We start from the raw sequence: 13,487 nt of genomic DNA on the forward strand, positions 1-13,487 counted from the left end.
GTATGCGTCTGAAATCATTGCATACAATTTGGCTAACGTTATGTACAACGCTGATACTGCTGGTATCTAGCGTGGTAAATAGTGCGCCTTTAATGAGCCTAAAAATGATGTCGAGTGATGCCATGATGTCTGCTCACATGACGGAAATGGCAAGCGAGAACGATCACTGCGGCTCCCCGAGTATGAGCATGGAGATGGCCTCATCGTTGAGCTCCGACTCTGCAGAGATTACCATGAGCTGTGTTGATGGCTCCGGTATGATCCACAATTGCTGTACAGCATCTTGCTCATTCGTTTTTGTCCCATTACCAGTCACTGACAGCCAGCTCTCCCCATTGGCTTGTCGCGCATCCATTGCCTCAGAAATTACCGCACCAGTGGTACAAGTCACCCATGATTTGTATCGGCCTCCGATAGTTTAATCCATACAAAGCATTCGACCCTGCATCGCTTTGCAGGCAGTTTCTTTGCGCCCAACTGATAGCGTGCTCACCTCAGCTATTCGCTCGTAACTCCATTTGTTACCTGCTATTTAGTGATAAAAAAGTGCGTCATCCGTTTGGCAAATACCAACGCTCTCCCGCTCGGTTCAATCGATCCCGAAACGCAAAAGAGCTTGGTATCAATTTGGATGTAAATTATGGAATTCAACCCAAATCGCTTAGTGGCACCAGTATGCTCACTGGCTCTGGTTGCCCTACCTGCTTTCAATGTGGTGGCACAATCGCCAGCCAATACGAAAGCACAACAAGAAGCGCAAGCTCAATCAACCAATGAGCTAGCAAACCTCATTAGCGTTGCGTTGAGTAACGATGGCAACCGTAAGCAGTTCTATGCTCAATCGGAAGCAATGCGTGAAACAGGCGTAGCCAGCGCAACCTTGATGGACCCGAAACTGAAAGTCGGTTTTGGCGGTTTGCCTGTCGATAGCTTCAAATTTGACGAGGATCCGATGACCAATATCTCCGTCGGTTTGATGCAACAGTTCGAACGTGGCTCGACGCTCGATCTTCAACAAAAGAAAGCCAATCAACAAGCCGATGGTTTGTCTCTGCAAGTTCACGCACGGGAGCTTGAAGTGGCAAACAGCATGACTCAGCTTTGGTTGGAGCTGGGCTATCAGCAGAAGGCAGAGCAAATTTTGCTAGAAAACCGTCGGCTCATGACGGAAATGGAAAACTTCATTCAAACCAATTACTCAATCGGCAAAAGCGAAGCGCAAGATTTACTGAATGCACAGCTTCAAGTGAGTAAGTTGGATGAAAAGCTGCAAGCCAACGCACAAATGCAGCGCCGTTTGGTCTCGCAACTCTCAGAATGGTTGGGCTCTGACTGGCTCAATACCTATATCCACAACGGACGCTCAACACTTCAAGCCAGCAACACACTGACTTGGGCGTCATTGAACCAAAAGTTGTCGGCAAATAGCGAAACGACCAAGCACTACCAACAGTTGAGTGATCACCCGATGGTGAAAATGGCAGACGTAAGTATTTCTGCCAATGAAACTCAAGTGGATATTGCAGAGCAAGCTTACACGCCTCAATTCGGTGTGGAAGTGATGTACGCCTATCGTCAAGCCAACAATATGAAAGGCGAACCTGCATCGGATTTGGTGAGCGCGTATCTAACGATGGACATTCCCCTGTTCACTGGCAATCGCCAAGACCGCAACTTAGCTGCCGCCCAGTATCAAGTGGGTGCCGCTCGTTCACAAAAAGATACGTTACTGACTCAGATGAACGCAAAGGTCAACACATTGCTGGTTGATCGCGCCAACTTGAGTCAGCGTTTAGAGCGTTATCAATCCACCTTACTTCCCCAAGTTCAAGCTCGTATTCACGCGGTAGAAAGGGGCTATCAAAACAACACCGCACAGTTTAACGACGTGATCATGGCAAGCACAGACGAGCTGGCGCTAAAGCTCGAACAGCAACGTCTTATTACCGATTTAAACATCGTAAACAGCAACTTAGCGGCTTTATTGGGTGGTTTCGAATATCAAGTATCCGCACCCAACATCACGCCTGAAGCAAGCGCGAACTAAAACAAAAACATGAGAGAACCCAAGTTTGGGGACGATGGCGAATTCACACCAATAAACAATCAACATCGCTGTCATGCCTCATGGGGAAAATAAGGAATTAGGAATGAGTTCAAATTCAATCAAGATAGCAACCATCGCTCTGCTTGTTGGCGGGGCACTAGGGTTTGGCGTTAATCAGTACCTATCTGGTGCAAACCACGACATGAGCGGCACAGGCGGTAGCGCTGCGAGCAGCTCAAACGAGCCACTCTATTGGGTTGCGCCAATGGATCCAAATTATAAGCGCGACAAACCGGGCAAATCGCCAATGGGCATGGACTTGATCCCAGTGTACGCCGAAGATCTCGCAGGTGAACAAGACAAACCCGGCACGGTAAAAATTGACCCATCAGTTGAAAACAACTTAGGTGTAAAAACCGCTCAAGTCTCTTTAGAGCAACTTTCACCTCGAATTGAAACTGTCGGCTATATCGCGTTTGACGAAAGTCATTTGTGGCAAACCAACGTTCGCGTGGCGGGCTGGGTTGAAAAGCTTTACATCAATGCCGTGGGTGAAAAGGTCAACAAAGGCGACGTGCTGTTCACGCTGTATTCGCCTGAGCTAGTCAAAGCACAAGAAGAGCTGCTGAACGCCTACCGAACTGGGCGTAATGGCCTGGTGAAAGGCGCGACAGAACGTTTAGTGACACTGGGTGTTGATCGTTCTCAAATCAGAGCCATCACTCAACGCGGGAAAGCATCGCAAACTATTGAAATTAAAGCTCCGGAAGATGGCGTCATCGCGAGTTTGAACGTTCGTGAAGGTGGTTACCTATCCCCTGCTCAAGCGGTAATCAGCGCGGGCCCACTTGAAAACGTATGGGTGGATGCCGAAGTATTTGAGCGCCAAGCTCACTGGATGAAAGCAGGAAGTAGCGCCACTATGACGCTTGATGCTATTCCAGGCAATGAATGGAAAGGGGTTGTCGACTACGTATACCCTATTCTGGATCCTAAAACTCGTACCTTGCGTGTACGCCTCAAGTTCCCTAACCCGAATGGCGATCTTAAACCTAATATGTTTGCCAACATTGCCCTTCAACCAGTCACTGATAACGCAGTTATGACGATTCCTAAGTCTTCCGTTATTCGATCCGGCGGTATGACCCGAGTCGTGTTGTCTGAAGGCGATGGTAAATACCGCTCAACGCGCATCAAAGTTGGGCGTGAAGCCGACGACAAAATCGAGGTGCTACAAGGTCTGTCTCAAGATGATCGCATCGTAACCTCTGCACACTTTATGTTGGATTCGGAATCGAGCCAAACGGCTGATCTATCCCGTATTTCATCACCTACTGAAGCCAAAGCAGAAACAGTTTGGGCTAAGGGTGAAATCACCGATGTGATGAAAGATCACCGTATGTTGACCATTAATCATCAGCCCGTAGCAGAGTGGGATTGGCCGGGTATGGTCATGAACTTTACCCTCGCAGATGACGTTGATTTGGGCACTCTGCAAAAAGGCCAAGCTATCGAGTTTGAAATTCAGAAAACAGAGTCCGGTCAATATGAAGTCGTTGACTACAAAGCCGATGACAGCGTTGTCGTGACTGACGTATGGATTACCGGAGATATCAGCATGTTGATGGCGGATTTTGGGATGATAACTCTCAACCACCTCCCAGTTGCAGAATGGAACTGGGAGGCAGGAGAGATGAACTTCTCTGTAGGTAATGAAGTGGATCTATCCGGATTCAAAGAAGGTCAGAAAGTACGGTTTTTAGTTGAAAAACAAGGAGCTGACTACGTCTTGAAGCAACTTGAAGCGGTTGAGGGCTAACTATGATTGGAGCAATAATCCGCTGGTCGATCAAAAACCGTTTCATGGTTTTGATCGCAACCTTAGCGCTTGTTTTAACCGGACTTTACAGTGTAAAGAATACACCTGTAGACGCCATTCCGGATCTTTCTGATGTTCAGGTGATCATCAAAACAAGCTACCCAGGCCAAGCACCTCAAGTGGTGGAAGATCAAGTTACTTATCCGCTAACCACCGCGATGCTCGCCGTACCGGGTGCAGAAACCGTTCGTGGTTATTCATTCTTTGGTGACTCATATGTTTATATCATTTTTAACGATGATACCGACATGTATTGGGCACGTTCGCGCGTTTTAGAGTACCTAAGCCAAGTAGCACCTAAATTACCACCGAGTGCAAAACCGACATTAGGACCAGATGCAACGGGTGTGGGCTGGGTCTACAGCTATGTACTGCAAGATAAAACTGGCAACCATGATCTTGCTGATCTACGCAGTATGCAAGACTGGTTCTTGAAATATGAGCTGCAAACCGTCGATGGCGTCTCTGAAGTCGCAACCGTTGGCGGTATGGTGAAGCAATATCAAGTTCAGATTGACCCAGCTAAGCTACGTGCTTACAACCTGACACTGCAACAAGTGAACATGGCGATCCAAAACGGCAATCAGGAAACGGGCGCCTCTGTTGTTGAAGTAGCAGAAGCGGAACATATGGTTCGCACTACAGGTTACCTAACGAGTATTGAGGATATTGAATCACTCCCGCTCAAAGTGACAGAGAAAGGTACACCGCTCTTATTGGGCGACATTGCTGACATCAACTTAGGTCCGCAAATGCGTCGCGGCATCTCTGAGCTTAACGGCGAAGGTGAAGCGGTTGGTGGCGTTATTGTCATGCGATTCGGCGAAAACGCGAGTGAAGTCATCAGCAAAGTAAAAGACAAACTTGAAGATTTACAGCGTAGCTTACCGGATGGTGTAGAAATCGTTCCTACTTACGATCGCTCCACGCTGATTAACGCTGCCGTAGAAAACTTGTGGAAGAAATTGGCGGAAGAATTCATCGTCGTGGCGGTTGTTTGTGCCCTTTTCCTATTTCACATCCGTTCATCTTTGGTTATCGCACTGAGCTTGCCCGTCGGTATTTTATCCGCGTTTATCGTCATGCATTCTCAAGGCATTAATGCCAACATCATGTCGCTCGGGGGGATTGCCATCGCCATCGGTGCTATGGTGGATGGTGCCATCGTAATGATAGAAAACGTCCACAAGCATATTGAACGAACGCCTCTCACGGATAAGAACCGCTGGCAAGTGATTGGCAAAGCCGCTGAAGAAGTGGGCGCGCCCCTGTTCTTCTCACTGCTTATCATCACGTTAAGCTTTGTGCCAGTATTTGCACTGGAAGGTCAAGAGGGCAAGATGTTCTCCCCTCTCGCCTTTACTAAAACTTATGCAATGGCCGCAGCGGCAGGTTTGGCAATTACCCTCGTACCTGTGCTCATGGGTTATTTCATCCGTGGCAACGTATTACCAGAGCATAAGAATCCAGTAAATAGAGGCTTAATTGCGCTGTATCGCCCGTTGCTGAATACCAGCCTCAAGTATCCTAAGAGTATGATCGTTATCGCTTTAGGCCTAATGGCGTCAGCTTACTATCCAACCAGTCAACTGGGTAGCGAGTTCATCCCACCATTGGATGAAGGCGACTTGATGTACATGCCGACTACGTATCCGGGAATCTCGATTGGTAAAGCACGTGAACTAGTTCAGCAAACTAACAAACTGATCAAAACCGTACCGGAAGTCAAAACGGTTTGGGGCAAGATTGGCCGTGCAGAAACGGCTACCGACCCTGCGCCACTCACTATGATTGAAACTGTTATTCAGCTAAAACCTCACGATCAATGGCGTGAAGGCGTGACGACAGAGTCGTTACGCAAAGAGTTCGATGAACTGATTCAGTTCCCGGGACTCACCAACGCATGGGTAATGCCGATCAAAACGCGTATCGACATGCTTGCGACGGGCATTAAAACGCCAATTGGGATCAAAATCGCAGGCCCAGACCTGAAAGAGATCGAAAAAATTGGTGCTCAGCTGGAACCTATTCTTAATAGCGTTCATGGCACCTCATCTGTATATGCGGAACGTGTCGCGGGTGGCCGTTACGTAACGATTGATATCAAACGCCGCGCAGCTGCGAGATATGGATTGAGCATCAAAGACGTTCAGCAAGTCATCTCAACCGCTGTCGGTGGTATGAATGTTGGAGAAACCATTGAAGGCTTGGAACGCTACCCGATTAACGTCCGCTATCCGCAAGACTACCGTGACTCGGTTGTTAAACTGCAAAACCTACCACTGGTAACTCCCAACGGCGCACGCATCGCACTCGCAGATGTGGCAGATATTCGTTATGAAGATGGTCCACCGATGATCAAAACCGAAAACGCGCGTCCAAACGGTTGGGTTTTCGTGGATATCGAAGGTCGTGACCTAGGCTCATACGTCGTGGAAGCACAACAAGTAGTAGCAGATCAACTTGAATTACCTGCGGGTTATTCGCTGGCTTGGTCAGGTCAGTACGAATACATGGAACGCGCCAAAGACCGCTTAAGTGTCGTAGTACCAATCACTATTGCGATCATCATGATGCTACTTTACTTCAGCTTCCGCCGTGTGGGTGAGGTGCTGATCATCATGCTGACGCTGCCTTTAGCAATGGTTGGTGGCTTATGGCTGATGCATTATCTGAACTACAACTTCTCTATTGCCGTGGGGGTTGGGTTTATCGCACTCGCCGGCGTTGCGGTGGAGATAGGCGTCATCATGCTGGTGTATCTCAACCAAGCATGGCACCACCGAAAACTGGATGCAGAAGAGAAACAACGACCGCTTCAAGCGCGGGATCTTACAGACGCAATTCGCGAAGGTGCTGGCTTACGTGTGCGGCCTGTCATGATGACCGTATTAACGGTAATCATTGGTCTTATTCCAATCATGTACGGTGAGGGAACCGGCTCTGAAGTGATGCAACGCATCGCTGCACCGATGATTGGTGGCATGGCCTCTGCCCTGCTGTTAACGCTGCTTGTGCTACCTGCCATCTTCAAGCTGTGGAAACAGCGTGAAGTGAAATCAACTCAACACCAAGATAAATAACAACGAGCGCCATTATTCAGAGAGTAATGGCGCGATAGCTCATTGATAGTAAAGGAAATCAACATGAAAAAGACTCTTATCACTTTTGCTCTAACCATGGTATCGGGTGGCGTATTTGCTCAAATAGATAACTCAAACATGAACCACGAAAATATGGAGCATGGTCAAATGGATCACGGTTCCATGAACATGGATAAAATGCCGATGGCTCATGGAAAAATGGACCACGGTAAAATGGATCATTCTGGTATGAGCGGCATGCCGGGCATGTCAGCGGTTGGTATGCCTGCAAATGGCGCAAAACCAGACAAAGTCGTTCATGTACTCTTAACGGATGATATGAAAATTACATTCAAAAAAGATGTGACAATAGAACCGGATGATGTGGTTCAATTTGTGGTAATGAATACAGGCAAAATCAATCACGAATTTACCATTGGCTCAGCAGAAGAACAGCTTAAACATCGTGAAATGATGAAAACCATGTCTGGCGATCACATGCATGACTCCGGCAATGCTGTCACTGTTGAACCAGGCAAAGCGAAACAACTCTTGTGGCACTTCCATGGCGATAAAAATGTAGAGTTCGCGTGTAATATCCCCGGACATGCAGAAGCCGGCATGGTCAAAAAAGTGGAACTGTAGTGAGACCGGATTAACGTATTAACACGGTTCATAGACGTTAAACGTAAATACAAAAGGAGCTAATATCAGCTCCTTTTTATTTCGCCCCAAATGCTAGATTATCGCATCACAAACAGCTCTTCATGATAGTGATGTTCTGTATCAAAACGATATGCCTCTAACTCTTTTTTCAGGGTTCGAGAAAATACCTCCGGTCCACAGAAATAAAACTCATAACGCGATAAATCGCCGCATTCCTTCGCAATTTGTTCAACATTAAGTCGAGGTGAAATCGCAGTATCTATCACGTTCAGTTTCACTTGTGCCTGACGCGCAGCATTCCATAGTTCATCCACTAAATGACTATCTAAGCCACGTGTGCAATAAAACAAATGCACTGGCGGATGTCTTTTTAACGCTTTCAATGAAGATAAGATAGCAAAGAACGACGCTATCCCGACACCACCAGCAACCCAAACTTGCGGCTTGTTGACATCAAACTCTAAACGCCCATACGGTCCTTCAACAACAACCTCATCGCTCGCTTTCACGCGCTGGTACAAATTGGTCGTGAAATCGCCTAGCTCTTTGATCAAAAAGCGAATCTCTGGATCGTGCTCACCTGAAACAATCGTAAACGGATGCGGATCTTCATTACCAAAACGAACATAAGCAAACTGCCCGGCTTTGTGTCCTTGCCAAGGTTTTCCTTGACCGTTATTGCTTGGCGCCAAAACCAGCTCCATCACGCGCGCTTGAGGGAAGTAGCGAGTCGACACCACTTTGGCGGGATAGCGATTCGCTCGTCCGACAAAGCCAAACAAGCTATAAACGGCAGCCGCAGAGCCCATCAATGCAAAACCAAAAGCGATAAAATGAATGGGATCGCCCCAGTACGCGTGCTTGATCAGCAAAACGGAGTGAACAGCAACCATCAAATACACCACAGCCATTAAACGATGGGATAACTTAAACGGTTTGTATTTAACAACAGCCCAGAGTGACACTGCCAGCAATACCAATAGCAAATAAAAGCCCCACTCACCTAAATCCAAGCCTATATCACGCAGTTCTTTAACCCATAACTCAAAACCAACGAAGTTATTGCCTGATGGCCCTGCTCCAGTGTGTTTTACTGGTTTTTCCAACCAACCAGCAGCAACGAGCCACTTCGGCACTTTATACATAAGCCAATGGATCACACCCAAACTGACGCCTGCTATACCTAACCACTTGTGTACTCGATATGCCTTGTCCATGCCATGAACCCATTGCTCGATCACAGGTAAGCGCAGCGCCAGCACCATCGCAATAGACATCAAAGCTAACGACAAAACACCAGAATATTGAATAAGCGCGGAGCGCCATTGGAAGAATTGGGTCGAGGACAGCAGTTGCGGTTCACTCATCCACCACAACACAGACACGGCGGCAACTATCATCCATACAAAATTTCGTACAGTTTTCATGAACATCACTCTCAAATTGACGACAACTCTAGTTTAGTTTTTCTAGCGTAATGCAACGTCAATATTCGTAAAGTTGAGTAAACCCACAATATAATTAAGGTCAATAACAAACTTGGAGGTATTGCGCAGAATCCTACAAAAAATCGACATGGATTTAACAGTGGTTAGAGTATTCGCTCGTTATAGTTTGCGTAACATCGCCACAGTGCGAACCAAAACCAAAATGAAGAACACGACGCATGAAAAAGTTATTTTTGTTGGCTGGGCTAATGGTTTGCTCAACCCTAAGTTACGCTTCCCAACTGAATGAAGACATTTCTCTCATCGAACAACAAACCTCAAGCAGGGTTGGGGTCTCGGTTTGGGATACGCAAACCGATGAGCGCTGGGATTACCGCGGCGATGAACGCTTCCCACTCATGAGCACATTCAAAACCTTGGCTTGCGCCACAATGCTAAGTGATATGGACAGCGGTAAGCTAAGTAAAAATGCGACCGCGAAAGTCGATGAGCGCAGCATCGTTGTGTGGTCTCCAGTGATGGACAAACTCGCAGGCCAAAATACACGCGTAGAACACGCTTGTGAAGCCGCGATGTTGATGAGTGATAATACTGCTGCCAACTTAGTATTGAATGAAATCGGCGGTCCTAAGGCCGTGACAATGTTTCTGCGCTCAATTGGTGATAAAGCGACTCGCCTAGATAGATTAGAACCACGTTTGAACGAAGCGACACCGGGAGACAACCGCGACACAACCACACCTAACGCCATGGTAAACACTCTGCGAACCTTGATTGAAGGAGAAACGTTGTCTTACGAGTCTCGCGTGCAATTAAAAATCTGGATGCAGGACAACAAGGTTTCAGACTCGTTAATGCGTTCAGTATTACCAACAGGTTGGTCTATCGCCGACCGCTCTGGTGCGGGTGGTCACGGTTCGCGTGGTATTAACGCAATCATATGGAAGGAAAACCATCGTCCTGTTTACATTAGTATCTATGTCACAGAAACCGAGCTATCACTTCAAGCCAGAGACCAGCTCATCGCGCAAATCAGTCAGTTGATTTTACAGAAATACAAAGATAATTAATTCACTGCTTACGTATTTACTTTCCTAGGTTCACCCTCTTTGCCCTTCTCTTCCCTGAAGGGCTTTCTTATTCTTTGGTTCTACCTCAAAAACACCCCTTATTGAGTAATGACTTACTTATAAATAGGTATAACATTTATTCATTTAGGCGTGAGTTAACGCCCACATTAAGCAATTGAACACACATAGATGGCGATAAATAAACCATAATCTTACGTGGAAACGCATTTTTCTTGAAAATAGCTTCGTGTAACTTATTGTTGGTATTTGCAACATCGCAAGGAGATGTCTATTGAGACTTGAAAGAACTTTTAACCCTGATGACTTATCGATGCAGAATATGGAAAGTCCGATCTGTATGCCGATAGGGTTTGTTCACTTTTTAGCTCAATCGGAAACATTGCAGCAGGTGCTTGATACGGTCGCAGAATGGATAAATCGTATATTCAATTCCGACCGCGCGAGTATCACGCTTTATGAAAATGATGATCATCTAAAGGTCTACTCTTTCTCTGGTAATAAAGCGATTCCGGCTGAATTCTTGGTACCTATTCACCGAGCTTTTGTTGGCCGAGTGTTCAAAAAGCAACAACTGATGATCTGTGACGATGTCACTCAATCTGATGAGGTCGATTGTGTGATGCTGGCATCCAATGGCATGGGGACGTGTATGGATGCACCTTTAATGCACGGTAAAGTCTGTTTGGGCACGCTTAATGTTGCACATCATCAAACGCACACTTATACAAACGAACAAGCGGCACAGCTTCAGTGCATTGCTAACTGGATTGCTTTAAACATTGCTCTTCATATACAAATTATGAAAATGGAGCATCTTGCCACAACGGATGATCTGACTGGCATTCCAAACCGCAGAGAATTCATGCGACAAATCGAAAGCCGCCTGAATGAATACCGCACCCAAGGCATTGACTTCCATGTTGCTATTCTAGATTTAGACAACTTTAAAAGCCTTAATGATCGGTTTGGTCATGATGCTGGCGATAAATCGCTGATCCATGCAGTCAACACCATTCAAAGTCATCTACTTGACTGTGACTTACTTGCCAGAGTTGGCGGTGAAGAGTTTGCCATCGTACTACGAAGCCGCTCATCGCAAGAAGCCCTAAACACATTAGAAACGATTCGCAATGCGTTAGAAACTACGACGATTCAACACTCAGGTCGTGATATGAGCTTTACCGCTAGTATTGGTGTAACTCAAGTCTGTAGCTTGGATGACTCGTTTGAACCACTCGTAAAACGCGCCGACTTAGCCCTTTACAAAGCCAAAGAAACCGGTAGAAACCGTGTTGAGGTTCATAAAACAGAAGAAAACTAGAAAAGAGAGTGATAAAAAAGGTAGCGACTTGTTGCGCTACCTTTTATAAATTCTAACCCGCCTAAAATAAGTAATACGAACTTTAAGCCAGTTTAGAAATAAGAGTGAGCAAATTTAATTATGCTTTCTTAAGATCTTTAGCTGGGTAAGTTAGCGTTTTCTCGCCTGCTTTTACGTGTGTGTAAAAACCGCCACTGCTTAAACCTGTAACAACCATTTCGCCAAGATCGATACCTTTAGTCGCTACTACTACGTCACCGATTGAAAACATATTGAATACCTTGTTTATTTAGATTAAGACACTAAGTCGTTGCGCGGTATTTAATATGATATTAGGCAAACCACCTAATCGAATTTTTTATCGTAAAGATTAATTTTTATTTGGCGTGAACTCTAAGTTTCCATATTGAAAAAACCACAATATTTCCCAAAAACAGATGCGCTATTCTTGTTAAATACGTTAAGATTTTCTAGCATCAATTGCGGAGGTTTACTCCGCCTCATTGGAGATAAATGATGAAGAAAGGCCTAAAAATGCGTGCACTAGAACGCTCTGATTTGCGCTTTATTCACGAACTAAATAACAACCGAAATATCATGGCCTACTGGTTCGAAGAGCCTTATGAATCTTATGATGAGCTCGAAGAACTGTACCGAAAACATATACATGATGACGCAGAAAGACGCTTTGTGGTTGAAGATGAAGACGGCATAGTGATTGGATTGGTCGAACTTATTGAGATCAACTACATTCACCGAAGCGCTGAGTTTCAGATAATCATCGCCCCAGAGCATCAAGGACGAGGTTATGCGACAGAGATGATTAATCGAGCATTGGATTACTCCTTCTCGATTCTTAATCTACGTAAAATATACTTATTGGTCGCTGTGGATAATGAAGTCGCTATTCATTTATATAAGAAATGTGGTTTTATTGAAGAAGGCCATTTAGTAGAAGAATACTTTATTAACGGAGCCTATAGCGATGTTAAGCGTATGTATATATTAAAACACCAATATCAGAAAAAGATCGAAGAAAAGAACGCGATTCACTAATTTATTCCATCAAAGTAAAAACGCAGCCATCGTTGCTGCGTTTTCAATTTACTCAAATTGATATTGGTAAGATAATGCGACGCGCCTATCTGCCTCATCTAAATAGGTATTGTTGTCCATGACAAACGTCATTACGTTAAACGAGTGACGTTTATTCACGAGATAACCAAGGCCGATACCACCAAAGAAGCCTTTGTAGTTCTCTCCTTCACTGTTTTCTGAGCCGTAAGTGCCTGCTGCGAAGCTGATTAACGTCAGCTCTTTGGTAAACGATTTCAGCGCAAATGCACCAACGTAACCGCTGCTGCCTGAAGAGCTCATCATATTGAAGCCATTCTCTGCACTTGGAGTGCCCGTAAAGTTAGGCTCGCTACAGTTGCTGCCTGCTGCACCGTCACAAACAGGAACATCACCAGTGTTGTACGTATAGCCTGCCATTGGGAAAATTTGGAAGCCTGCTGGCTCAATCCCGAAATAACTTAGCGGCATAAAGGTACCAACGCTGTAGTTGGTTTGATCCGCGCCGTTTACGTATTCATTTTTACCGAAGTTGAAGTTCACGATACCGACCGGAAACAACCACGAGCCACCAATACGCCACTCGCTCGCATCATCATTGATACGCAGGTTAATTTTGCGCGCTTGGTCAAGAGCAAGTGAGCCCGAGAATGAGATGTTTTGATCATCAAAATCGTAGTTGTTTGCGTACGACGCGCCAAATTTCGTAATGACTTTTGTTGGGTCATCCGCCAACTTGTTTTTATTGTCTTTTACTCGGTGCTCGGCACCATGAGCCAGCGTACTGACCAACAAAGTCGTACACACTAACGCTAGTTTATTTTTCATTTTTAGTCCTTTGAGATGTTGAATACCCGCACTTTGCCGCGCAGATACTT

General features: G+C 45.8%; 11 protein-coding genes. 8 read left to right on the top strand and 3 right to left on the bottom strand.

The genetic code is table 11. The features are described 5' to 3' along the window. Positions 1 to 2 precede the first annotated feature (2 nt). From EX191_RS05905 to copI, 5 genes are all read left to right on the top strand, one after another. Complete coding sequence (locus tag EX191_RS05905) at positions 3 to 422, top strand: hypothetical protein (protein ID WP_005391253.1); 420 nt, start codon at positions 3 to 5, stop codon at positions 420 to 422. A 218-nt stretch (positions 423 to 640) separates the two neighbouring features. Beyond that, positions 641 to 2,047 (top strand): TolC family protein, encoded by a 1,407-nt coding sequence (locus EX191_RS05910; RefSeq protein ID WP_193447338.1) that lies wholly within the window; start codon positions 641 to 643, stop codon positions 2,045 to 2,047. 103 nt (positions 2,048 to 2,150) lie between these two features. Then, positions 2,151 to 3,866 (top strand): efflux RND transporter periplasmic adaptor subunit, encoded by a 1,716-nt coding sequence (locus EX191_RS05915; protein WP_193447339.1) that lies wholly within the window; start codon positions 2,151 to 2,153, stop codon positions 3,864 to 3,866. Between the two features lie 2 nt (positions 3,867 to 3,868). After that, positions 3,869 to 7,009, top strand: a complete 3,141-nt coding sequence (locus tag EX191_RS05920; RefSeq protein ID WP_139060437.1) for an efflux RND transporter permease subunit — start codon at positions 3,869 to 3,871, stop codon at positions 7,007 to 7,009. A gap of 63 nt (positions 7,010 to 7,072) precedes the next feature. Continuing rightward, complete coding sequence (gene copI / locus EX191_RS05925) at positions 7,073 to 7,654, top strand: copper-resistant cuproprotein CopI (protein WP_193447340.1); 582 nt, start codon at positions 7,073 to 7,075, stop codon at positions 7,652 to 7,654. 98 nt (positions 7,655 to 7,752) lie between these two features. Here copI and EX191_RS05930 read toward each other — a convergent pair whose 3' ends face one another. Then, positions 7,753 to 9,102, bottom strand: coding sequence for a ferredoxin reductase family protein (locus EX191_RS05930; RefSeq protein WP_193447341.1), 1,350 nt, complete (start codon positions 9,100 to 9,102; stop codon positions 7,753 to 7,755). Between the two features lie 239 nt (positions 9,103 to 9,341). On the opposite strand from EX191_RS05930, the gene blaCARB reads away from it, so the two are divergent. Beyond that, entirely contained in the window at positions 9,342 to 10,193 is an 852-nt protein-coding gene (gene blaCARB, locus EX191_RS05935) for a CARB family carbenicillin-hydrolyzing class A beta-lactamase (protein ID WP_170891967.1), read from the top strand. A 292-nt stretch (positions 10,194 to 10,485) separates the two neighbouring features. Next, positions 10,486 to 11,535 (top strand): sensor domain-containing diguanylate cyclase, encoded by a 1,050-nt coding sequence (locus tag EX191_RS05940; RefSeq protein ID WP_048625291.1) that lies wholly within the window; start codon positions 10,486 to 10,488, stop codon positions 11,533 to 11,535. 118 nt (positions 11,536 to 11,653) lie between these two features. Here the strand turns inward: EX191_RS05940 and EX191_RS05945 are convergent, their stop codons facing one another. Beyond that, positions 11,654 to 11,806: a hypothetical protein gene (locus tag EX191_RS05945; RefSeq protein WP_005375418.1), complete on the bottom strand. Its 153-nt coding sequence runs from the start codon at positions 11,804 to 11,806 to the stop codon at positions 11,654 to 11,656. A gap of 245 nt (positions 11,807 to 12,051) precedes the next feature. On the opposite strand from EX191_RS05945, the gene speG reads away from it, so the two are divergent. Then, entirely contained in the window at positions 12,052 to 12,591 is a 540-nt protein-coding gene (gene speG / locus EX191_RS05950; protein ID WP_041853120.1) for a spermidine N1-acetyltransferase, read from the top strand. 48 nt (positions 12,592 to 12,639) lie between these two features. Here speG and EX191_RS05955 read toward each other — a convergent pair whose 3' ends face one another. Continuing rightward, entirely contained in the window at positions 12,640 to 13,437 is a 798-nt protein-coding gene (locus EX191_RS05955) for a hypothetical protein (RefSeq protein ID WP_046873738.1), read from the bottom strand. Between the last annotated feature and the right edge of the window lie 50 nt (positions 13,438 to 13,487).

Source organism: Vibrio chemaguriensis (assembly GCF_012275705.1).
In the GTDB taxonomy this organism is placed as follows: Bacteria; Pseudomonadota; Gammaproteobacteria; order Enterobacterales; family Vibrionaceae; genus Vibrio; species Vibrio diabolicus.